The organism is Streptomyces sp. NPDC127038 (assembly GCF_042725875.1).
Taxonomy (GTDB): domain Bacteria; phylum Actinomycetota; class Actinomycetes; order Streptomycetales; family Streptomycetaceae; genus Streptomyces.
On sequence record NZ_JBHXDQ010000002.1, the window covers coordinates 196563 to 217702 of the forward strand.

General features: G+C 71.8%; 20 protein-coding genes. 7 read left to right on the forward strand and 13 right to left on the reverse strand.

Features of this window, described 5'->3' with window-relative positions; genetic code table 11:
* Positions 1-89: 89 nt before the first annotated feature.
* The 3 genes from ACFWI4_RS02375 to ACFWI4_RS02385 form a co-directional block, all read right to left on the reverse strand.
* On the reverse strand, positions 90-1304 hold the full coding sequence (locus ACFWI4_RS02375; protein ID WP_387189959.1) for an MFS transporter: 1215 nt from the start codon (positions 1302-1304) through the stop codon (positions 90-92).
* A gap of 418 nt (positions 1305-1722) precedes the next feature.
* Positions 1723-3795 (reverse strand): glycosyl hydrolase family 28-related protein, encoded by a 2073-nt coding sequence (locus ACFWI4_RS02380; RefSeq protein WP_387189961.1) that lies wholly within the window; start codon positions 3793-3795, stop codon positions 1723-1725.
* Between the two features lie 215 nt (positions 3796-4010).
* Positions 4011-5486: an NAD(P)-binding domain-containing protein gene (locus ACFWI4_RS02385; RefSeq protein ID WP_387189964.1), complete on the reverse strand. Its 1476-nt coding sequence runs from the start codon at positions 5484-5486 to the stop codon at positions 4011-4013.
* Between the two features lie 88 nt (positions 5487-5574).
* On the opposite strand from ACFWI4_RS02385, the gene ACFWI4_RS02390 reads away from it, so the two are divergent.
* Positions 5575-5949 (forward strand): ArsR/SmtB family transcription factor, encoded by a 375-nt coding sequence (locus ACFWI4_RS02390; RefSeq protein WP_387189967.1) that lies wholly within the window; start codon positions 5575-5577, stop codon positions 5947-5949.
* 71 nt (positions 5950-6020) lie between these two features.
* Entirely contained in the window at positions 6021-6494 is a 474-nt protein-coding gene (locus tag ACFWI4_RS02395) for a GNAT family N-acetyltransferase (protein ID WP_387189970.1), read from the forward strand.
* A 113-nt stretch (positions 6495-6607) separates the two neighbouring features.
* On the opposite strand, the gene ACFWI4_RS02400 is transcribed toward ACFWI4_RS02395, so the two are convergent.
* Together ACFWI4_RS02400 and ACFWI4_RS02405 are read right to left on the reverse strand one after the other, a co-directional pair.
* Entirely contained in the window at positions 6608-7417 is an 810-nt protein-coding gene (locus ACFWI4_RS02400) for an aquaporin (RefSeq protein WP_387189973.1), read from the reverse strand.
* Positions 7418-7453: 36 nt separating this feature from the next.
* Entirely contained in the window at positions 7454-7768 is a 315-nt protein-coding gene (locus tag ACFWI4_RS02405) for an ArsR/SmtB family transcription factor (protein ID WP_387189976.1), read from the reverse strand.
* Between the two features lie 178 nt (positions 7769-7946).
* Here ACFWI4_RS02405 and ACFWI4_RS02410 point away from each other — a divergent pair, with 178 nt between their 5' ends.
* A complete protein-coding gene (locus tag ACFWI4_RS02410) occupies positions 7947-8366 on the forward strand; it encodes an arsenate reductase ArsC (protein ID WP_387189979.1) in 420 nt (139 codons plus the stop codon).
* Between the two features lie 39 nt (positions 8367-8405).
* Here ACFWI4_RS02410 and ACFWI4_RS02415 read toward each other — a convergent pair whose 3' ends face one another.
* The 3 genes from ACFWI4_RS02415 to ACFWI4_RS02425 all read right to left on the reverse strand — a co-directional run bounded on the left by ACFWI4_RS02415 (position 8406) and on the right by ACFWI4_RS02425 (position 11558).
* Positions 8406-10118: a PQQ-binding-like beta-propeller repeat protein gene (locus tag ACFWI4_RS02415; RefSeq protein WP_387189982.1), complete on the reverse strand. Its 1713-nt coding sequence runs from the start codon at positions 10116-10118 to the stop codon at positions 8406-8408.
* A gap of 127 nt (positions 10119-10245) precedes the next feature.
* A complete protein-coding gene (locus ACFWI4_RS02420) occupies positions 10246-10788 on the reverse strand; it encodes a GNAT family N-acetyltransferase (RefSeq protein WP_387189985.1) in 543 nt (180 codons plus the stop codon).
* 122 nt (positions 10789-10910) lie between these two features.
* Positions 10911-11558: a TetR/AcrR family transcriptional regulator gene (locus ACFWI4_RS02425; protein ID WP_385394267.1), complete on the reverse strand. Its 648-nt coding sequence runs from the start codon at positions 11556-11558 to the stop codon at positions 10911-10913.
* Positions 11559-11732: 174 nt separating this feature from the next.
* On the opposite strand from ACFWI4_RS02425, the gene ACFWI4_RS02430 reads away from it, so the two are divergent.
* Positions 11733-13262, forward strand: coding sequence for an MFS transporter (locus ACFWI4_RS02430; protein ID WP_387189988.1), 1530 nt, complete (start codon positions 11733-11735; stop codon positions 13260-13262).
* An 83-nt stretch (positions 13263-13345) separates the two neighbouring features.
* Positions 13346-14230, forward strand: a complete 885-nt coding sequence (locus ACFWI4_RS02435) for a GNAT family N-acetyltransferase (protein WP_387189991.1) — start codon at positions 13346-13348, stop codon at positions 14228-14230.
* A gap of 31 nt (positions 14231-14261) precedes the next feature.
* Here ACFWI4_RS02435 and ACFWI4_RS02440 read toward each other — a convergent pair whose 3' ends face one another.
* From ACFWI4_RS02440 to ACFWI4_RS02460, 5 genes are all read right to left on the reverse strand, one after another.
* A complete protein-coding gene (locus ACFWI4_RS02440; RefSeq protein WP_385393919.1) occupies positions 14262-14579 on the reverse strand; it encodes a hypothetical protein in 318 nt (105 codons plus the stop codon).
* Positions 14580-14782: 203 nt separating this feature from the next.
* Entirely contained in the window at positions 14783-15802 is a 1020-nt protein-coding gene (locus tag ACFWI4_RS02445) for a 3-oxoacyl-ACP synthase III family protein (RefSeq protein WP_385393922.1), read from the reverse strand.
* Positions 15799-16452, reverse strand: coding sequence for an SRPBCC family protein (locus ACFWI4_RS02450; protein WP_387189994.1), 654 nt, complete (start codon positions 16450-16452; stop codon positions 15799-15801). The genes ACFWI4_RS02445 and ACFWI4_RS02450 overlap by 4 nt, the downstream gene beginning before the upstream one ends.
* The gene (locus ACFWI4_RS02455) at positions 16424-18265 is read right to left on the reverse strand and encodes a thiamine pyrophosphate-binding protein (protein ID WP_387189997.1); all 1842 of its coding nucleotides are present in this window, start codon (positions 18263-18265) and stop codon (positions 16424-16426) included. Before ACFWI4_RS02455 ends, ACFWI4_RS02450 begins: the two co-directional genes overlap by 29 nt.
* Positions 18262-19278 carry a GlxA family transcriptional regulator gene (locus ACFWI4_RS02460; protein WP_385393928.1) on the reverse strand — a complete coding sequence of 339 codons (1017 nt, stop codon included), beginning with the start codon at positions 19276-19278 and terminating at the stop codon, positions 18262-18264. The genes ACFWI4_RS02455 and ACFWI4_RS02460 overlap by 4 nt, the downstream gene beginning before the upstream one ends.
* Before the next feature lie 220 nt (positions 19279-19498).
* On the opposite strand from ACFWI4_RS02460, the gene ACFWI4_RS02465 reads away from it, so the two are divergent.
* Together ACFWI4_RS02465 and ACFWI4_RS02470 are read left to right on the forward strand one after the other, a co-directional pair.
* On the forward strand, positions 19499-20338 hold the full coding sequence (locus tag ACFWI4_RS02465) for an alpha/beta fold hydrolase (RefSeq protein WP_387190001.1): 840 nt from the start codon (positions 19499-19501) through the stop codon (positions 20336-20338).
* A gap of 4 nt (positions 20339-20342) precedes the next feature.
* Positions 20343-21113 (forward strand): MerR family transcriptional regulator, encoded by a 771-nt coding sequence (locus ACFWI4_RS02470; RefSeq protein WP_387190004.1) that lies wholly within the window; start codon positions 20343-20345, stop codon positions 21111-21113.
* Positions 21114-21140 lie beyond the last annotated feature (27 nt).

The window sequence follows — 21140 nt, forward strand, 5'->3', positions numbered from 1 at the left end:
GTCCGCGCAGGTCCGGGCAGGTCAGCCCGGCGCGGACGACATGCCACGTGGTGCACCGGGTGCGCTGCTGGAGATCCCCGGTGTCCCGGTCAGTCCGCGGTGCGGACCCGGGTCTCCTGACCGGCGACCGGCGCTGCCTGGGTGATGACGTCCGAGCGCCGCCGGCCGCGGTCCATGGCACCGCCCGTGAAGGCGAGACCCAGACCGGCCACGGCGAGCGCGGCGCCGACCAGGTTGGGCGAGGCCCAGCCCCAGCCGGCCGAGATGACCAGGCCGCCGAGCCAGGCGCCACCGGCGTTGGCCAGGTTGAAGGCAGAGTGGTTGGAGGCCGCCGCCATCGTCGGGGCGTCCTTGGCCTTGGCCATGAGCAGCATCTGGATCGGCGTGGTGATGAGGGAGCCCATCGCGCCGATGAAGGTGATCATCACCAGGGCGGGCACGGTGCTGTGGACCGCGAAGTAGAACGTCACCAGGGCCGCGGCCAGCAGGATGAGCCCCCAGTACATGGTGGGGCGCAGCGCGCGGTCGGTGAGGGGTCCGGCGATCAGGGTTCCGAGCGTCATGCCGACGCCGTAGAGCGCGAGGACCCAGGTGGTCGAGGTGCCGGAGAGGCCGGTGACGTGGGTGAGCATCGGTACGAGATAGCTGTACACGGCGAAGAATCCGCCGAAGCCCACGACGGCCGTGGCCAGACCGATGACGACCTGCCGGTTGCCCATGGCCCGCAGCTCGTGCCGTACCCCGGACTGTTCCCCGCGCGGCTGGTGCGGGACGAAGGCGGCCAGCGCGGCCAGCGCGACGAGGCCGATGACGGCGACGGCGCCGTAGGCGGCGCGCCAGCCCAGGTGCTGGCCGAGGGCGGTGGCGGCCGGGACTCCGACGATGTTGGCGATGGTGAGTCCGAGGAACATCTTCGAGACGGCGCGCGCCGCCCTGTCCGCGGAGACCAGTCGGGAGGCGACGACGGCGCCGACGCCGAACAGCGCGCCGTGCGGCAGACCGGCCAGGAAGCGGGCGGCGAAGAGCGTGCCGAAGTCGGGGGCGAGGGCCGACGCCGTGTTGCCGATCACGAACAGCCCGGTCAGGAGAAGCAGCAGCCGCTTGTGCGGGACGCGCGCGCATATGCCCGTGAGCAGCGGGGCGCCGACGACGACACCGAGCGCGTACGCCGACACGACGTTGCCGGCGTGCGGTACGGACACACCGATTCCGTCGGCGATCTGGGGCAGGAGCCCCATCGTGGCGAACTCGGTGGTGCCGATGCCGAACGCGACGACAGCGAGGGCCAGCAGAGCCAAGGGCATGGTGCAGGAGAACCTTTCGAAGACAACGGGCCGGGGACCAGGAGCGGGGCGGTGCGGTGCGGTGCGGTGCGGTGCGGTGCGGGTTGGCCCGCGCAGGTGGTGCAGCAATGGCGCGAAGGCATCCATTCCAAGATCGCCCCGCGAGGTGCGGCGTCGGGTCGGACCCGGTCCCTCTGGCTGCGGCGGTGGCCCCGGCCGGTCAGCCAGGATAGCTGCTGGGGCCATGCATCCGCCCGGGCGGGGGCCACCGCCCGGACCCGCCCGGGTCCGGAGGCCACCTGCGCGGGCTCGTACGGTCCGTCTGCGTCGTCGTGGTCGAGCCGTACGACCGCATGCCGTCGTCGGAGCGCACGCCGCGGCGGCGGCCGATGGGGATCGGCCGCCGCGCCCGTGCGTGTGCGTCGGTGAGAGATGTCCCTCACCAGGGTGCCGGGGCCGGTGGCGGTACCACCGGGGGCCGGTCGTCGCAGGTGATGGTGTTCGGCAGTTCCCAGGACGCCAGCCAGGGGCCGGTCGTGCCGCCGCCGTCGTTGCCGCCGAGGTCGTTCACCGTGAACTCGGATCCGGTGGCCGGGAAGTTGAAGGACCCGCAGTTGTTGACGCCGACCGCGCCGACGCCACGGGCGTCCACGTTCTCGAAGGACGCCGATCCGGCGGAGCGGGCGCTGAGGACGGACGTGCCGGTGCCGTCCACCCGGATGTCCTTGAAGCGGACGCCTCGGATCGCGTACTTGTCCTTCACCGGGAAGTCGGAGACGAGCATGATCGCGTTGTAGGTGTTGTCGAGGAAGTGGTCGCCGGTGACCTGGATGTCGGCGTCGATGTCCCGTTCCAGGGCGTAGAACCAGATGGCGCCGAGGCCGATCTTCCAGTTGAGCTCGAACGGGCCGGAGCGGACCGTGGTGTTGTCCGTGATCCGCAGCTGCCCGGCGAACGGCTCGGCCCCGAAGCGGGAGCCGACCTGGATGGCGCTGCCCTCACGGACGGGGTCGGCGATCAGGTTGCCGGTGACCGTGTTGTCGGTGCCGCCGTACAGCGCGATGCCGTTGGCGAGGACCGGGCTCTGCACGGTGTTGTGGGCGAAGACGTTGCGGGCGTCGGCCGTCTTCTCGGACCACATGGCCAGACCGTCGTCGCCGGTGTTGCGGACGAAGGTGTCCGAGACGCTGGAATCGGTCACGCCGGTGTGGAAGTTGATGCCGTCGGCGATCTGGTCGGCGATCACGGTGTGGGTGACCCGCAGTCCGGTCATCGGGCCGTCGAACCACATGCCGACCTTGGTGTGGTGGAGGTAGAGGCCGTCGATCGTGGAGTCGCCGAGCGCTCCGCCGATGGCGTTGACCTGGTCGGTGTCGACGCGTTCGCGTACGTCGCCCTCGACCGCGAAGCCCGACAGGTGGACGTCGTGGCTGCCGCCGTCCGCCGCGTCCTTGCCGTAGAAGCCGACCCCGGTGTGGACCGAGCCGTCGGGGGCGGGGGTGCCGAGGGTGACCTGGTGGCCCTTGACGATCGAGTACCAGCTGCCGGCCCCGACGATCGTCACGTCGTCCACGACGATGTGCCGGTTCACCTGGTACGTGCCCGGGGGCACGTAGACCTTGAGGTGCCGCTTCTTGGCGTAGGCGACGGCCCGGTCGAAGGCGTCGCCCGCGTCGCGCCGGCCGGTGGGATCGGCTCCGAACGCGATGACGTCCGCCGCGTGCTTCTCGACGTGCGGGGCGCCGACGAGCTGTGTGTCGAGCAGGTCGATCACGGTCCAGGCCGCGCTGGTGTTCCTGGGCGCGGTGAGGCGTACGGTCTCGCCGGCCGCGTACTTCCGGCCGAGCAGCAGTCGCTGTTCGTCGTAGAAGTGGCTGGGGCGGAACGGCTTGTCGACGGTGGGCGCCGGGGTGGTGGCGGCGGGGACGCAGCCGCATTCGGTGATCCACCAGTCCGGGTGCAGCAGGTCGCCCTGGGGGTCGTTGCTGAACGGGTACTGGTTGTAGAGCCAGGAGTACTGCGAGGTGAGCGTCATCGTGGTGCGGTGTCCGCCGTTCACGGTGACGTCGAGGGGCGCGGTGATGCCGCCGCCCCGCGGGGCGTCGGGGATGCTGTAGCGGACGGTGAGCGCGTTGGCCGCTCGGGGCAGGGTGAACTCGACGTACTCGCCCGGCTTCAGGCGTACCGCCGCGCGGCCGGACGCCTCGGAGGGCAGGGTGTAGGCGGTACGGTCGGGGCCGATGACGGTGCCGTCGGTCCGCGCGTTCTCCGCCTCCTGTTCGGCGAAGTCCACTGCGGCGCCGCGCCCCGCGACGAGGGCGGGATCGAGTCCGGCCCGGGTCACCGCCGGTGCGCCCGCGCGGCCGCCGTGCCCCGGGGCCGCCGGGGCCGGGGCCCCGAGCCCGAGCACGAGCCCCGCGGCGGCCGCGGTCACCACCGCGACCGTCCGGACCGGTCTTCGCACGCGCCTCCGGACCCGCTCCGCAGCCGCGTGGACGGTGTGTCGCGCCATCGGGGTCTCGTTTCTCTGGGAGCGGGACACCGAGGGCAGCTCGGTGCACGGCGGCACGGCGGTCAGGACGCCGTGCCGCTGCGTACCGGGACATTAGGGCGCGCCCGGACACCCGGACAAGACACCAGACGCGTTTTTCCATCCTTCAGTACGCATCCTGCAAGAGTCCGTAGATTTATTGCGTATCTTGCGTTGCTTGCGCGGATCGCCAACGGTCAGCAGCCGCCGGACCCGGCCGGGGCGCCGAGGCCGATCCGGAGGGCGGTCGGGGCGGCGCAGCAGCCTCCGCCGTCGCCGTCCTGGGCGGCGGCGGGGTCATCGAAGAGGCCGGCGCCGCCGCAGACCCCGGTCTCGGGCAGGGTCAGTTCGACCCGCTCGGCGGCTTCCTGGTCGCCCGCGAGGGCGGCGGCGATCGAGCGGACCTGCTCGTAGCCGGTCATCGCGAGGAAGGTGGGGGCGCGGCCGTAGGACTTCATGCCCACCAGGTAGACGTCCTTCTCCGGGTGGGACAGCTCGTTGACGCCGTGCGGGTAGACGGTGCCGCACGAGTGCTGGTTGGGGTCGATGAGCGGGGCCAGTTCGACGGGAGCCTGGAGGCGTTCGTCGAGGCCGAGACGGAGCTCGGACAGGAACGACAGGTCGGGGCGGAAACCGGTGAGGACGATGACCTCGTCGACCGGGGCGAGGCGGCGGCCGTCCTCGCCGACGAGCACCAGGCGGCCATCGCTGTCGCGTTCGATGACGTCGGTGCGGAAGCCGGTGACCGCGTCGGCGTGGCCTTCGTCGACGGCGGCCTTGGCGGCGAGGCCGAGGGCGCCGCGGGCGGGAAGCTGGTCGGCACTGCCACCGCCGAAGGTGGAGCCGGAGATGCCCCGGCGCAGGATCCACACGCCCTCGGTACCGGTGCCGTCGTCGGACTTGGCGAGGTCGGCGAGGTAGGCGAGCGCGGTGAAGGCGGAGGCGCCGGAGCCGATGACCGCGGTGCGCTTTCCCGCGTACCTGGCGCGGACGGCCGGGTCCTTGAGGTCGGGGACGCGGTAGGTGATCCGGTCGGATGCGGCCTTTTCACCGAGGGCCGGGAGGCCGCCGGCGCCGGCCGGGCTCGGGGTGGTCCAGGTGCCGGAGGCGTCGATCACCGCGCGGGCGAACAGCCGCTCCTCGGCGCCGTCGGCGTGGGTCACATGGACGACGAACGGCTGAGCTTCACGGTCGGCGTCCACGATCCGGTCCCGGCCCGCACGGGAGACTCCGGTGACCGTGACACCGAAGCGGACCCTCTCGCCGAGGACGTCGGCGAGCGGCTGGAGGTACCGCTCGGCCCAGTCACCGCCCGAGGGGTACGCGGCGCCATCCGGCTTCACCCATCCCGTCGGGGCGAGCAGCTTCTCCGCGGCCGGGTCGGTGACCTCGCCCCAGGTGGAGAACAGCCGCACGTGTGCCCATTCGCGCACCGCCGCACCGGCGACGGGACCGGCTTCCAGGACCAGCGGGGTGAGACCGCGGTCGACCAGGTGGGCGGCGGCAGCGAGCCCGACGGGGCCGGCTCCGATCACGACGACGGGCAGATCGGTGGTGACGGGCGGATCGGTGGTGACGGACGCGTTCACGGTCGACTCCTCGCTGTTTCGACGTCTGTCGATGACTTGCAGGGCCAGCATTACACTCGATTCGACGAGCGTCAACATAGACATCTATCGAATTAGCGAGCCTGGCGAGGGTTCTCCGGGGCGGCCGATCCGGCTCTCGCCAGGCTGGTTCGACGTGTGTCAACATAGACGCATGTCAAACATGGAGCTGTTGCCGCTGCTGGATCAGGCCGACCGGGCCGTGGAGCCGTGCTGCCCGCCGCTCACCGAGCGCCCGTTCACCGCGGCGGAGGCGGAGACGGCCGCGCGCATGTTCAAGGCCCTCGGCGACCCGGTGCGGCTGCGGCTGTTCTCCGCCGTGGCCTCGCACGAAGGCGGCGAGGCCTGCGTCTGCGACATCTCCGACGTCGGCGTGTCCCAGCCGACGGTCTCGCACCACCTCAAGAAGCTGAAGGAGGCGGGCCTGCTCACCTCGGAGCGGCGCGGCACCTGGGTCTACTACCGGGTCGAACCCTCCGTGGTGGCCGCCATGGGCAAACTGCTGACGGTCGCCCCGGCCGGGGCCTGACCATGGCCGGGGAGACGAGGAGCAGCGCCGCGGGCCGACCCGCGACCGGGCCGGGTGTGGTCGTCGTACCCATGACCGCCGACCACGCGGATCAGGTCCTGGCGATCTATCAGGCGGGCATCGACGAGGGCGACGCGACCTTCGAGACGACCGCTCCGGCCTGGCCGGCGTTCGATGCCGCGAAGCTGCGCGAGCACCGCTTCGTCACGCTGGACGAGGGGGGCGCCGTGTCGGGCTGGGTCGCGACGACCCGGGTGTCCGACCGCTGCGCGTACGCGGGCGTCGTCGAGCACTCGGTCTACGTCCACCCGGCAGCCAGAGGCCGCGGCGTCGCCTCGATGCTGCTCGACGCGATGATCGGGTCGACCGAGGCGGCGGGGATCTGGACGATCCAGTCGGGGATCTTCCCCGAGAACGTCGCAAGCCTCGCCCTGCACGAACGGGCGGGCTTCCGCGTCATCGGCACCCGTGAACGGATCGGTCGCCACCACGGCCGCTGGCGCGACGTCGTTCTCGTCGAACGCCGCAGCCCGATCATCGATTGACCACTCGGCCCACGGGCGTCGGCAGGGCGGCCCCACGCCGCCCGGTCCGCGCAGGGTGACACCCGGCGGCGAGCCCGGCTCGGGGCCTCCGCCGATCACCACGACCTGGGACGTCAGCGGCCTTCGGTGGGCCGCCGGGCTTCCTGTCCGCCGGTCATGAAGATGAGGGCCACCAGCGCGAGCCCGACCGCGGCGCCGATGACCTGCATGCCGATGAACGCGGGGACCGAGCCCGGGGCGATGCCGGCGAAGGTGTCGGTGAAGGCGCGGCCGATCGTCACCGCCGGGTTGGCGAAGGACGTGGACGAGGTGAACCAGTAGGCGGCGCCGATGTACGAGGCGACCGCGACGGGCGCGAAGCGCAGCCGGTCCGTGCGGGCAAGACCGAAGATCAGCAGGATCAGACCGGCGGTCGCGACCACCTCGCCCAGCAGCAGATGCCCAGCCGAGCGGTCGTGCGTGGACCACTTCACCAGCGGCTCACCGAACATGGCGTCGGCCAGGATCGCGCCCGCGATCGCACCGACGATCTGCGCGGGTACGTAGACCGCGGTCTCGCGCAGGGTGACTCCGGCGCCGCCGCGGCGGGCGGTCCACCACTCGGCCAGCGTGACCACCGGGTTGAAGTGCGCGCCGGAGACCGGGCCGAGCAGGGCGATCAGGACGCCGAGACCGAAGACGGTGGCGGTGGAGTTGGCGAGCAGTTGCAGGCCGACGTCCTTGGTCAGTTCGGTGGCCTGGACACCGGAGCCGACCACGATCGCGACCAGGGCCGCGGTGCCGACGAGTTCGGCTGCGACCCTGGCGATCAGCGGGGGCGCCTGGGGCGGAGTGGCGCCCGGGGCGGGCTGCGGCACGGACGGGTCAGGGGCTGGGGCAGATCCCTCGGTGCCGTCGCGCTCGGTGGCCTCGGTGGCGGTCAACAGGACTCCTCATTGCAGGTCGCCGCGAGGGCGGGATCAGGGGCAGGACCGCTTGACGTTGTTCTCGGCGGTGGCGCGCGCGGTCTCCGCCAGATCGGCGAACTGGCCCGCGAGGGAGGCGATGACTTCGGGCCTGAGGCGGTAGTAGGTGAAGCGGCCGCACGGCTCCGTGTCGACGACTCCGGCCTCGCGCAGCACCTTCAGATGGTTGGAGAGGTTGGTCTGCGTGGCTCCCGTCTCCTCGATCAGGTGGGTGCTGCACAGCGTCTCCCTGGCGAGCAGGGTGACGATCCGGAGCCGGAGCGGGTCGGCCAGAACCCGCATCAGATCAGTGTCGACTGACGTCATCATGGACTGATACTCTCACATCACTCCGGGCTGATACCAGCGTGGAGTGATTCTCGGGACCCGCGTCCCCCGCGGATGCGCGGACGCGTGCCCGACCGCCACGACCTCGACCGGCCCGTGACCGATCCCGAGGACCCACCGGTCGCCGTCGTCCGAACGACCACTCACGAGGGAAGAACCGATGTCCTCCAACCCGCTCGCCTCCGTGCTCTTCGTCTGTGTCCACAACGCCGGGCGCTCGCAGATGGCCGCCGGATTCCTGAACCACCTCGCGGGCGACCGGATCGAGGTCCGCTCCGCCGGCTCCGTCCCCGGCGACCAGGTCAACCCCGCCGCGGTCGAGGCCATGCGGGAAGTCGGCGTCGACATCGCCGACGCCGAGCCGAAGATCCTCACGACCGAGGCCGTCCAGGCGTCGGACTACGTCATCACCATGGGCTGCGGCGACGCCTGCCCGGTCTTCCCGGGCAAGAAGTACCTGGACTGGGCCCTCGAGGACCCGGCCGGCAAGGGCGTCGAGTCCGTCCGCCCGATCCGCGACGAGATCAGGACCCGTATCGAGGCCCTGATCGCCGAGATCGACGCGAACCGGAAGGCGTGACGTCCCTGACGGACACGCTGTTCGGCTGCGCGATGAGCCTCACTCCCGGACCGCGCACTCCAGGATCCGGCCGTCGACCGTGCCGATGAGCAGGCTCCCGTGCGGCGTCACGGCGAGGGACAGGGCCGTGGTCGGTGTCCCGTCGACCGCGAGTTCGGTGTGCCACCGGACCGTGCCGTCGTCGGCGTCCAGTGCGGTCAGGGCGCCCGAGTTGTACGCGACGTAGACCGTGTCCTCGTCGACGTCGAGCGCCGTGGCCGGATGGTCGGCGCGGTGCTGCCACCGCACCGTGCCGTCGAGGGAGCGCCGTACGACGTAGGCGCCATCGGGCTGGAGTCCGGCCCCGTCGTGGACCGCTCCGGCGTACACCAGACCCTGCCCGAACTCGGCCGCCGGGCCGCCGAAGTGGTGCTCCTGGGGCGCCCAGGAGAGCGGGAAGAGCCGCCGGACCGTGCCGTCCGAGGCGAGCGCCACGATCCACTTGTCCCTGTGCGGCGCGTCCGGCTTCGTGCCCACGAGGACGTACGGACGGCTCGCGCGGCTGACCGGGAACGGGTGGTTGAACAGGTCGAAGCCGCCGACCTCGGGGAACGAGTCGGCGGAGGGTTCGACGCCGGCGGATTCCGGGCACGGGTCCTTGCCCGCTTCGGAGCCGTCGGACTGCGGGGACGGACGTCGGGACGCGCCGGAGCCGTCGGATTCCGGGGCCGCCTCCACCCGGTCGGTGAGGCCGAACATCGTCAGGCGTTCGCCACGACGGCGTGTGTGGTCCGACGGTCTCAGCAGCACTCTGCCCCCGCCGGCGACCAGGACCGCGGATTCCGCCAGGCTCAGCGTCTCCAGCACCTGCCCGGTGTCGAGGGCCACGCGCGCGATCCGGGGTGCGGGGCACTGCCACGCTCCGCCGTCGCCCCGGCGCATGCGGCGGTCGCCGTTGGTCCACACCGAGGCCCCGTCGGAGGCGGGGACGAGCTGGCGGCCGCCTTCGTCGTCCTCGACCACCCACTCGCGCTCCCCCGACGGCAGCCACGACTCGGCCAGGACCCCGTCCAGCGCGGCCAGCACCCGGCCGTCCTCCAGCCCCTCGACGGCCCACACCCGTCGCCGGGTCGACCACGGCCGGCCGGCCACGGCGGCGAGGTCCGCGAGCAGACCGCGTGCCTCGGCGCGGTGATCCGGCCGTGCGGCGGGACGTACGGGCGCCGCCAGCTCCTCCGGTTCGATGGCCCGCGGGCCCACCGCTCCCCAGTCGTCGCGGGAGACCACGACCTCGTGCCCCTGCTCGTGGGCGTCGTCGTTCTCCCAGTCGTCACAGGGCGCCAGCACCAGACGCAGCCGCGTCGGTCCGCACCATTCGACGCCGAGCACCTCGCGCTCGTACCGCAGCGCCGACACCACGGTGCCCGAGTCCAGACGCAGCAGGAGGAGCTCGCCCTCGAACGCGTAGCCGCCGTCGTAGCTGCCGGTGCCGACGGCCAGGAGGGGAAGCGTGGGGTGGAAGGCGGCGGAGTGCGCCGGGTACCTCGACCGCACCAGGTGTTCGCACCGCAGGGTGTCGCGGTCGTAGACGCCGATCCGGTCCCCCGTCCAGCGCGACTCCGCCGTCCCGCTGCCGCTCCACTGGAGCCGGCCCACGTCCCCGGCCACCGCGATCCTGCGTGAACGACCGTCGACGACGGCCAGGCTCGGCCGTCCCGTCTCGGCGAAGGGCCCGTCGCCCAGCACACGCCGGACCAGCGGCATCACGGTCATACGGACTTCCCCCCAGGGAGCGCGAACACGTCGAAGGCCGCCGCCCCGCGCACGGGACGGCGGCCGTTCATGCTCCCGTTTCCGCCGCCCCGGGCGCCATCGGATATACGGCGGTGCGCGGGGCCGTTCAGAGGCGGTCCAGGCCCCATGTCTGGAGGACGAACGGGCGCCCCTTCTCCTCGCCGGTGATCGGCGGGACGTCGAGCAGCGCGAAGCCCGCCTTGGTGGCCACGGCGACGCTGGCGGCGTTCTCCGCCTCCAGCTCAAGGATCACCCGATCCGCGGCCAGCTCCTCGAAGGCGTACGCGGCCATGACCCGTACCGCCCGCACCGCCAGCCCCTGACCTCGGTGCGCCGGACCGACCGCGTAGCCGATCTCGGTGCCCTCGGGGGAACGGCGCAGCATCACCTCGCCGAGCGGAGCACCGCCGTCGAGGGTGATCGCGAGCAGGACGGCCGTGCCCTCCGCGCGCAGCTGCCGGGCCCGGTCCAGGCGTGCGAGGGAGGCCGCTTCGTCGAAGGGGGAGACGATCGGTGTCCAGTACGCGATGTCGGGGTGGTCGAACAGCTCCGGCATCGCCGCCAGGTCCTCCTCCGTCCAGTCGCGGAGGACGAGGCCCTCCCCCGTGAGCTCGATCCGCTCGGGAAACGACGACGTGTTGCTGCTCATGGTGCGGGACCTCCTGGCCTCTTCGGAACGAGGCAGGATAACCGGGACGGCCGGGGCGGCCGCACTCGCCGGCCCCCGGCGGGCAGGCGGGGCACCGGCTGCGGCCGCCGTGGTCAGGATGTTCAGGCTCCGGCCTGAAGGCGCAGGCCCGTCAGCGTCAGCTCCAGCGCGGAGCGGAACTGGTCGACGTCGTCGTGGCCGTCGAACTCGTCGACGATCTCGCTCACGAACGGGAACTCCTCGGGGTCGAGCTCGCGCCAGGCCTGGGCGAAGCGGCCGAGGAACTCCTCACGGTTCACGGCGCCGTCGAGGATCTCCTGGGGCGGCTCCTGCCCCATGTCGACGGCGGACCCGACGACGACCCCGATGATCGCCGACACCGCGTGGAACCGCTGGTGCGCGGTGAGATCGAGGCGGAGCGTCTGCCGGCCGAGCTTCTCGTACAGGCGCAGGGAGTTGCTCTGCACGTCGGTGTTGCGCATGAAGTACGCGCCGAGCCAGGGCCGGTCCACGATCGCGTCGAACAGCGTCACCGCCATCGCACGCAGGTCGTCGATCGGGTCGTCGCTGCCGGGAAGCTTCTCGACGTCGGCCAGGATCCCGCCCATCACATGGTCGGTGGCGCGGTCGAGCAGTTCCTCCTTGTTCGCCACGTACCAGTAGATGCTGGCGACGCCACCGCCGAGGCGCTGGGCGAGCGCCCGGAACGTCAGCGCCTGGGCCCCGGCCTCGTCGAGCAGGGCGACCGTCTCGGTGAGCACGGACTCCATCGAGTGCGAAGCCCGTCGACGTCCCCCGGTCGAGCGGTTCGGCAGGCCTGTCATGGCTTCCTTCCCATCACTCTTGCGTCGTATCGAACGTTGTTCTATCGTAGCGCATCGTACGTTGTTCGATAGCCGTACACTGTTCGATAGCCGAACGATGTTCGATCGGAAGGAATCGCCATGACCACCACCTCGCCCCAGCCCCCGCCACGCACCTACTCGTCCCTGCGCGCGGCATGGATTCCCCTGGCCGCGCTCTGCCTGGCCTTCTTCGTCGAGATGGTCGACAACACGCTGCTGTCGATCGCCCTGCCCACGATCGGCCGTGACCTCGGCGGCGGGACGACCGCGCTGCAATGGGTCACCGGCGCCTACTCACTGACCTTCGGCGGCCTGTTGCTCACCGCCGGATCGATGGCCGACCGGTTCGGCCGCCGCCGGGTGCTGCTGATCGGACTCGCCGCGTTCGGCTCGCTGAGCCTGTGCGTCGTCCTCGTCACCTCTGCGGGCGAGCTGATAGGCCTGCGGGCCGTGCTCGGCATCGCCGCCGCGGCGATGGCCCCGATCACGAACTCACTGGTCTTCCGCCTGTTCGACGACTCGGCCCTGCGGATGCGCGCCATGACGGTGATGATCGTCGTCGGCATGTCCGGCTTCGTCCTCGGACCGCTGCTCGGCGGCACCGCGCTGGCCCATGTGGGCTGGGAATGGCTGCTGGTCGTGAACGCCCCGATCGCGCTGTTCGCCTGCATCGGTGTCCGGCTCGGCGTCCCGGCCGACCGGCCGGAGGACCTCACCCAGGACGCCCTCGACCTGCCGGGCGCCGCCCTGAGCGTCGGCGCCATCGGGCTCGCCTGCTACGCGCTGACCAGCGGCGTCGAGCACGGCTGGCTCTCCGCCGCCACCATCGCGTCGGTCGTCGGCGCCGTCGCGGCCGCGATCGCCTTCGTCCGGCACGAGCGCCGCAGCGCGGCACCCATGCTGGATCTGCGACTCTTCTCCAACGGCACCGTCCGCGGCGCCACCATCGCGCAGCTGGGCACCTCCATCGCGATGGCCAGCGTGATGTTCGGGCTGATCCTCCACTTCCAGTACGCCTACGGATGGAGCCCGGTGCGGGCCGGCCTGGCCAATCTGCCGCTCATCGTGACGATGCTCCTCGCGACACCGCTGTCCGAGTGGCTCGGGCGCCGCTTCGGCCACCGCGTCGCCTGCCTGGTGGGCGCGTCCTGCCTGGCCGGCGCCCTGGCCGGTCTCTCCTGGGCCGTCGGCCACGGGTACTTCGCCATCGCCGTCTGCATGGTGCTCATGACGGTGGGACTGCGCACCGTCATGACGATCTGCGCGGTCGCGCTCGTCGACGCGATGCCGAGCAACCGCACCTCCATCGGCGCCGCCCTCAACGACACCGCCCAGGAGGTCGGTTCCAGCGTCGGCACCGCCGTGGTCGGCACCCTGATCGCCCTGCTGGTCACCACGCGGCTTCCCGCCGGCACCTGGAGCAGCGACCTCGTCGCCTCGTTCTTCCACGGCGAGCGGATCACGTACGCCGTGCTCGCGGTCGTCGTCGGACTCATCGCGGCCGGCGGTGCCCTGAGCCTGACGAACTCCCGGACCGTCGAGGAGCACCCTGCCGAGGAGCAGCCCGTGGAGGAAAGCCCGGTCGAGGCGCGTCCCATGGACAAGCTCTCCGTCGAGGAACCCGCCTGACCACGGCGTTCGAGACCGCCCGGCCTCGCGTCCGCCACGGCCGAAAGGCATACGGCGTGCGCGCGGCACTGGGACCATGAGCCATGCGACCCGATGACTGGCACCTCACCGAAGACGTCGACGACTTCCTCGCCCGCGCCGGGGACTTCCTCCGCTCACGGCCCGGGCGGCACATCATGCAGCTCACCTGGGCCGAGAGGGTACGCAAGAGGGGGGCGGACGCGTTCGGCCCCGGAGCGCCGCAGTTCGGAGTGCTGGAGCGAGGGGGCGAGGCCCTGGCCACCTTCTACCGTCTCCCGCCCCGCGGTTTCGGCCTCTCCCCGCTCACCCCCGAGCAGGCGGACTCCCTCGCCGCCCGCCTGGCCGCCCTCGGCGAGTCCGTTCCCGGCGTCAGCGCCGACGCCGACACGGCCACCGTCTTCGCCGAGGCCTGGCAGCGGCACACCGGCGCCACCCCGAGACCGCGCGACGTCCGGCTGCGGCTGTACCGCCTGGAGACACTCACCCCGCCCGAGCCGATGCCCGCGGGCCGCGCCCGCGTCCTGGGCGAACAGGACCTCGACCAAGTGATGTTCTGGTGCGGCGAGTTCGCCGCGGCCGTCGGCGAGGACGTGTCCCTCGACGCGGGCACCTGGGCCGACACGCGGTTCGCCGACAAGCGCTACACGCTCTGGGAGACCCCGGACGGCACCCCCGTCTCCGTCGCGGGCATGAATCCGCTCATCGGCGGCCAGATCCAGGTGGACATCGTCTACACGCCGGCCGAGCTGCGCGGTCACGGCTACGCGGCCGCCGTGACGGCGGAGGTGAGCCGCGCCGCGCTCGCCTCGGGAGCGCGGGACGTGGTGCTGTTCGCGGACCTGTCCAACCCCACCAGCAACGCCCTCTACCAGCGTCTCGGCTATCGGGGGCTGGCCGACTGGGCGGGGTACGACTTCCTGCCCGGCACACCGGAGGGCTCGCGCTGACCGATGTGCCGGGAGGTCCGCCGGAACGCGCCTAGGCGGTGTGGTGCAGCCAGCGCTGAAGGACGTCGTTGACGTCCGCGGGGAGCGCGCTGATCTGCTCGATGGCGGCACGGTCCTCGGGCATCGGCGGCACACCGGCGGCGGTGAGCGTGGCGTGCAGCGCGAGGCGCCGCTGGTCCCGCGGGTCGATGGTGTAGCCGATCCGGTGGGCGGGGTCGGGCGGGGGCAGCAGGGCGTCGATGTCGTCGCGGGGCAGGTCCGATGCCGTCCACGCGCTGTCCCGCGGCTGTACGGCATAGGGGTCGACGAACGCGCGGGAACTGAGGTTCTCACCGCTCCAAGGGGTCATCTCCGGCTCCTCACCGTAGGAATCGCTGTCCACTACGAGTCCAGAGTCCGAGGAGCACGCCTGCGGTTGCGCGCACGGCCGTACATCACGCCGACGGCGTCATCGGAGGCTGATCACCTCGTGTGACCAGCAGACGGGCGACCGAGCAGCAGCGGGCCCGGCACACGGCGGTCGGCCAGGTGGCCGCCCTCCCGTCGTACGAGTCATCCGCGTCCCCCGTGCCAGCGGACCGCGGCGGCTCCCGCGAAGTCGCCGGCGTGCGCGAACCCGCCCAGCACCACCAGGTCGCCGTCCTTCACCCGGCCCGAACCGATCGCCTGGTCCAGGGTGACCGGGATCGCCGCCCCGAAGAGGTTCCCGCACCGGTCGAACGTGTTCAGGTGCCGCTCGGCGGGCAGTTGCAGCGCCTCCCGCCAGTTGCGCAGGAAGGTGCGGTTCGGCTGGTTGGTGACCAGGACGTCGATGTCGGCGGTCGCCACGCCGAGCCGCCCGCACAGGTCCTGGATCACTTCGGGGACCAGTCGGTTGCCACGGGCCAGGACCTTGGCGACGCTCGCGTCGGTGAACCCGATCCGCAGCTGGGACTCCCCCGGCTCCCAGTACTTGCGCCCGTCGTCGAGCGCCAGGGTCATGTCACCGGCGTGATCGCCGATGTGCCGGGTCTCCACGTCGAGGACCGGCGAACCTGCCGACGTCGTCACCCAGCCCACGCCGCAGCCGTCCCCCGGGATCGCGGCCTGCGCGAGCCGGCGCACCTCGGACTGGGTGAAGCACTGGCCCGCCGCGCTCTGGGCGTTGCAGATCAGCGCGGTCCTGGCGTCGGTGGTGCCGAGGATCTGCCGGGCCAGCTTCAACATGTACACGAAGGAGGCGCAGCCCGCGTTGGCCACGTCGACGAGCCATTCCGGATTCAGTCCCAGCCGGCGGGCCACCTCGGTTCCCGCGCCGACGAAGGGCAGGTCAGGCAGCTGGCTGTGCACCAGCAGGACGTCGACGCCCCGGATCTCGTCCCTGCCGTGGCGTTCGATCAGGGGCTGCACGGCGCGTTCGATCATGTCCGTGTTGGTCTCGTCCGGGGCGACGTGGTGCCGTGACAGCGGGACCTTGAACATGGGGTGGCCGCGGAGCTTGTCCTCGGCTCCCGGGTAGTCGGTGTAGAACTCCGCGGGGACCGGATCGCCCGGAAGATAGCCCGAGACGTCGGTGAGGCTGACCGTGGTCACCGCGCCACCGCCCGCGAGGGCGCGACGCCGATGGGCAGGCCGTTGCGATGGCGGTGCTCCAGGATCGCCTTGAGGTTGTTCATCTCCACGGTGTGCCCGGCGTAGAACAGGTCCCAGTAGTCGCCGACCCAGGGCCGGTCCGACCGGGGTGCCAGTCCGGGGTGCGGGTTCGTGTCGTAGTACGGATGACGGCAGTTGGTCCAGGTGATCACCGATCCCGGCTTGCCGAGCACCAGTTGAGCCGGCACCACCCGCATCAGGTAGATCATCCACAGCTGGTCGCCCTGGTCCCAGGAACAGTGGTAATCCACGGTCAGGGCCTCGGCGTTGGCGACGACCTTGCAGTAGATCCTGGTGTCCTCCTCCAGCCGGTCGCGCCCGACCCACAGTCCCGGGGTGTCCGTGGGGGTGAAGTCCCGCAGACTGCACGTCCATTCCTCCAGGTGGTGCCCCTGGCGGAGGTAGTCGAAGGTCTGCTCGGGCGGGCAGTCGACGTACTCGTGGATGGTGCAGTACCGCCCGTAGACCTGATGGTGGGGGTAGACGGCGTGGGTGAGTTCCACGCAGTGGGCGGTCAGTTCGTCCTTGCCCGGATTCTCGATCCGCATCAGGCCGGGGATGTCAGCCAGCTCGGACGACTCGTCGCTCATCTGCGTTCTCCTTGCTGTCGGGGTGTCCGGCGCGGCCGGGGTCCTCGGTATGGTCCGCGCCGAGGCCGGGGCCGGCGTCGGGATGGTCGGTGCCGGCGCGGTCTGCATCACCGGTGGTGGCCGCGGTGAAGGGCTGGAAGGGAAGGAACGGAGGGATCTCCCTCGGGTCGCAGTCCAGCGCCACGAACGCCGGGCCGCCGCCCGCGTTGCCGCGCAGCAGCGCCTCACGCAACCGCGTGGCGTCCTCCGCGCCGGTGACGTCGAGGGACGGGAAGGCGGCGGCCACCCCGGCGGCGATGTCGGTCCGGCCGAACAGGTCGTCGGTGCGGACACCGCCCTGGAGGAACTCCTCGCGCAGCGCGCACATGGCGTGGGCGTTGTTGTTGAAGACGACGAAGGTGACGGGCGCGGAGAGCTCCACCGCGGTGTGCACCTCCGCCCCGTGCATGAAGAAGGCCCCGTCACCGGCGAGTACGTAGGTACGGCGCCCGGTCGCGAGCGCCGCTCCGATCCCGGCGCCGAAGGTGTAGCCCATGCCTCCCATGCCGAGCGCCACGACGAACCGTCCGCGCCGGGGTGCCGGCAGGAGGTGGACCGCGCTGGCGCCCGTGTTCCCGGCGTCGACGAAGACGTGCGCGTCCTCGGGCAGGGCCGCCTCCACCGCGGCGAGGGCCCGGGCGAAGGGCACGGTCCGCCCGCCGACGTCCGCGGAGTCCGGCGCGGGCACGGGCAGCGGCCCGGAGTGCTGCGGGCAGGCACGCGGGCCCGGCGCGAGCCGGCCGGTCACGGCGCGGAGCGCGTCCCGCACGTCCCCGCCCAGCGCGGTGGCGGCCACGAACGGCTGCTCCGAGTCCAGGCACACGACGTCGGCGGCGGCCAGCGCCTGCTCAAGACCGCCGCGCGCCAGGAGCGGCAGCCGGGTGCCCACCAGCAGGCACACGTCGGCGCGCCGCAGGCACTGTTCGACGTTGGCGTGGCCCATCACCCCGGCCACGCCCGCGAATCGGGGATGCCGGTTGTCGAACACGTCCTTCGCGTCCGGAGTGACGGCGACCCACGCCCCCAGTCTGCCCGCGAGCTCGGCCAGTTCGGCGCGCGCGTCCGCCGCCGCGACGCCCTCACCGGCGATGACGAGCACCGTGTCCGCGCGGCGCAGGATGTCCGACGCCTCGATGAGGGCGGTGCTGTCGAGCGGCGCCGCGGGTGCCGATGCCGTTTGCTCCTCCGCGGGCGCCGGATCCTGTTCGGGCACCCGGAGTTGCGCCTGCTGCACGTCCTTCGGCAGGAGCAGGACGGCCGGTCCGCGCGGCTCGGTCAGGGCCGCCGCCATCGCCCTCGGCAGCAGTTCCACGAGCGAGTCCGCGTCCTCGACCCGGGCGCAGAAGCGGGAGATCGGGGCGAAGACCTCGCCCGCGTCGAAGGAGTCCCCCTTGCCGCTGGTGTCCTGGAAGGCGCCCCGCCCCTCCTGGACGGTCGGGGGCTGGCCCACCAGGGCGAGCAGCGGCACCCGTGAGGCGTACGCCTCCGCGAGGCCCGGCACCAGGTTCATCGCGCCGCCGCCCGAGGTGGCGGCGACGACGCCCAGCCGCCCGGTGGTCCGGGCGTAGCCGTCGGCCATCGTGACGGCCGAGAACTCGTGCTTGGCGACCACCCCTCGCACCGTTCCGACGCGGTGCACGGCGTCGTACAGGTCCTCGATGTTGGCGCCGCCGACGCCGAACACATGGGTGACCCCGGCGCCGGCGAGCTCGCCGGCCAGGTGGTCGACCAGACGTACCGTCCCGGTCCCGGGTCCGTCCGCGGAGACCGTCATACGGGGCTCCCGTCCCTCTCCTCGTGCCGGTCGACCAGGCCGGACGGCGTGATCACCTGAAAGCGGTGCCGGTACTCCTTCGGGGTGAGTCCCAGGGTCCGCCCGAAGGAGCGGAAGAAGGTCTCGGGAGCGCCGAATCCGCAGCGGCCCGCGATCTGGCCGATCGGGAGGTCGGTCGTCTCCAGGAGCTCGCGGGCACGGGCGATCCGGGTGCGCTGGACGTACTGTCCGGGTGTCGTGCCCACCTCTCGGCGGAAGACCCGGGAGAAGTTGCGCGGGCTCATGTTGGCCTGCTGGGCCAACTCGGCCACGGGTAAGGGGTTGTGGAGGTTCTCCAGAATCCACTCCTGCGCCGTCCGGATCGGCGGATGGTCGGCCAGCTGGGCGTCCAGCATCGCGCTGAACTGGGACTGTCCTCCGTGCCGTTTGAGGAACAGGACCAGGAACCGTGCCGTCTCCAGGGCGACCGCGGCTCCGTGATCGGCCTCCACCAGGGCGAGCGCCATGTCGATCCCGGTCGACACGCCCGCGGAGGTGACGAAGGGGCCGTCCCAGACGAAGATCGGCTCGGCGTCCACCGTCACCGCCGGATAGCGGCAGGCCATCGTCTCGCTGTAGGCCCAGTGCGTGGTGGCGCGTCTGCCGTCCAGCAGACCGGCCTCGGCCAGCAGAAAGGATCCGCCGCATACCGAGGCGACCCTGCGCGAACGGCCCGCGGCCGCCCGGATCCACGAGATCAGCGCCTGGTCGCGCAGCGCCTCCCCGACACTCCAGCCTCCGGGCACGAGGAGGGTGTCGACGGGGCCCCGGCCCGCCTCCAGCGGCAGTGCCGCCACGCTCACGCCCGAACTCGTGCGCACCAAGGGCGCGTCGGCGGAGACCAGGTCGATCCGATAAGGAGCGGCCCCCTGATCGAGAAGCCTGTTGGCGATGTCGAACACTTCGATCGGTCCGGTGATGTCCAGCGCCATGGCACCGGCGTACACCACCACAACAACACGTCGCTCTGCCACGGTCACAGCCTGTATCGGATCTCGGACTGACTGCAATGACAGATCACTGACACATCCGGCCAACAGAGCTTCACCGAAGGGGAGTTGCGACTCGCTGGCCAGGCGGTTCACCGACGGCCGCCGGTGACGGCGGTGAGGTAACTCACAGGGACCGAGAGGCGACGCGGTCGCGGATCTCCGGGGTTGACCCTGACCCGAGGTCAGGGTGGACGCTCGACGCATGACGAACTCGAAGCCCGGCTCCGGCCCTCGTCCCGACTCCCCCTGGACCGGCATGGTGCCGGTGGAGGACACGGCCCTGGCCGTCACCGACACAGGTGGACCCGGCCGGCCCGTGATCTACCTCAACGGCTCGTACGCCACGCAGAAGAACTGGCGGCACGTCACCGCCGAACTCGGGTCCTCGTACCGGCACATCACCTTCGACGAGCGGGCCCGCGGCCGGTCGAGGCGGTCGGCGGACTACTCCTTCGCCGCCTGCCTCCGCGACATCGACGCGGTTCTGGAGGCCACCGGGGCGCAACGGCCGCTGCTGGTCGGCTGGTCCTACGGGGCGGCCCTGGCGCTGCACTGGGCCACCCGTGACCCGGACCGGGTCGGCGGTGTGGTGATGGTCGACGGCGGCTACCCGTGGGACTATCTCGCCACCGTCGAGGGCGGCCGGGAGGCGGGCCGCGAGGAGATCCGGAAGATGTTCCGGCGCTTCGGCTGGATCATGCCGCTGGTGCGCCCGCTCGGCATGGCCGCGCGGATGAGCGCCGGTCAGCACGCCGAGGTCAACATCGAACTGAACGAGATCGTCGCCGACAGCGACCCTGTCTTCGACCTGGTGACCTTCCCCATGCGGTTCCTCGTCGCCACGGGTGCCAGCCTCGGCGGGACCGAGGAAGGCCTGGCGGCGATGCGCGCCACGCTGGACCCGATCCTCGCCCGTAACCCCCATGTGAAGGTCAGCGCGACGGTCGCGAGCAAGCACACGACCATCGTGCGCAAGGACTTCCGGGCCGTCGCCGCGGCGGTGCGCGAGGTTGCCGACGCGGGGCGTGACCGGGTCAACTGACGCCATGACAGAGGGAATCACGATCGGTCAGGCCGCCGCCTTCGCCGGCGTCACGGTGAAGACCATCCGGCACTACCACAAGCACGGCCTGATCGCCGAGCCCCGCCGCGACACCTCCGGCTACCGGCGCTACGGAACGGCTGACCTGCTGCGACTGGTCCAGGTCCGGACCCTGGCCGGCGCGGGCGTTCCGCTGGCCGAGGTCGGCACCGTGCTCGACGCCGATCCCGACACGTTCGCCGCCGCGCTCGTCGACGTCGAACAGAGTCTGACCGGCCGGATCGACGAGCTGATCGCACGGCGTGAGACGCTGCGGCGCCTCGCCCACGGCGACCGGGTCCTGCTGCCCGAGCGTGCCCTGGCGCTGCTGGACCGGATGCCCGCGCTCGGCTTCACCGCGGACGACGTGACGACGGCCCGGGAGGGCCTGATCCTGGTCAGGGCCCTGATGCCGGAGGGCTTGGACGACTACCTCTCCCAGATCGAGCACGGCCTCGACGATCCCCGGCACGTCGCCATGATCAAGCTGACCTGGGCCGCCGGCAACTGGGCCCCCGACGACCCCCGGATCGAGGAACTCGCCGACGAGATGGCCTCCCACTTCCTCGCCGACCCCTCGCTGCTGCCCACGCTGACCGGCCTCCGGAACCGCGAGGACGGCGCCGCCCGCCACGACCTGCTCACCCGCCACGGCGAGGACCGGCGCCCCGGCTGGACCCGGCTGACCGCGCTGATCCAGGAGAGGATGCGGTCGGCCGGCGTCAGCATCCCGTGACGGGTGCGACTCAGCCCCGACCGACCT

Coding starts and splice junctions, on each gene's coding strand:
- ACFWI4_RS02375 (WP_387189959.1), bottom strand. CDS start 1,304: ATGCCCTTGGCTCTGCTGGCCCTCGCTGTCGTCGCGTTCGGCATCGGC.
- ACFWI4_RS02380 (WP_387189961.1), bottom strand. CDS start 3,795: ATGGCGCGACACACCGTCCACGCGGCTGCGGAGCGGGTCCGGAGGCGC.
- ACFWI4_RS02385 (WP_387189964.1), bottom strand. CDS start 5,486: ATGTCTATGTTGACGCTCGTCGAATCGAGTGTAATGCTGGCCCTGCAA.
- ACFWI4_RS02390 (WP_387189967.1), top strand. CDS start 5,575: ATGTCAAACATGGAGCTGTTGCCGCTGCTGGATCAGGCCGACCGGGCC.
- ACFWI4_RS02395 (WP_387189970.1), top strand. CDS start 6,021: ATGACCGCCGACCACGCGGATCAGGTCCTGGCGATCTATCAGGCGGGC.
- ACFWI4_RS02405 (WP_387189976.1), bottom strand. CDS start 7,768: ATGATGACGTCAGTCGACACTGATCTGATGCGGGTTCTGGCCGACCCG.
- ACFWI4_RS02410 (WP_387189979.1), top strand. CDS start 7,947: ATGTCCTCCAACCCGCTCGCCTCCGTGCTCTTCGTCTGTGTCCACAAC.
- ACFWI4_RS02415 (WP_387189982.1), bottom strand. CDS start 10,118: ATGACCGTGATGCCGCTGGTCCGGCGTGTGCTGGGCGACGGGCCCTTC.
- ACFWI4_RS02420 (WP_387189985.1), bottom strand. CDS start 10,788: ATGAGCAGCAACACGTCGTCGTTTCCCGAGCGGATCGAGCTCACGGGG.
- ACFWI4_RS02425 (WP_385394267.1), bottom strand. CDS start 11,558: ATGGAGTCCGTGCTCACCGAGACGGTCGCCCTGCTCGACGAGGCCGGG.
- ACFWI4_RS02430 (WP_387189988.1), top strand. CDS start 11,733: ATGACCACCACCTCGCCCCAGCCCCCGCCACGCACCTACTCGTCCCTG.
- ACFWI4_RS02435 (WP_387189991.1), top strand. CDS start 13,346: ATGCGACCCGATGACTGGCACCTCACCGAAGACGTCGACGACTTCCTC.
- ACFWI4_RS02440 (WP_385393919.1), bottom strand. CDS start 14,579: ATGACCCCTTGGAGCGGTGAGAACCTCAGTTCCCGCGCGTTCGTCGAC.
- ACFWI4_RS02450 (WP_387189994.1), bottom strand. CDS start 16,452: ATGAGCGACGAGTCGTCCGAGCTGGCTGACATCCCCGGCCTGATGCGG.
- ACFWI4_RS02455 (WP_387189997.1), bottom strand. CDS start 18,265: ATGACGGTCTCCGCGGACGGACCCGGGACCGGGACGGTACGTCTGGTC.
- ACFWI4_RS02465 (WP_387190001.1), top strand. CDS start 19,499: ATGACGAACTCGAAGCCCGGCTCCGGCCCTCGTCCCGACTCCCCCTGG.
- ACFWI4_RS02470 (WP_387190004.1), top strand. CDS start 20,343: ATGACAGAGGGAATCACGATCGGTCAGGCCGCCGCCTTCGCCGGCGTC.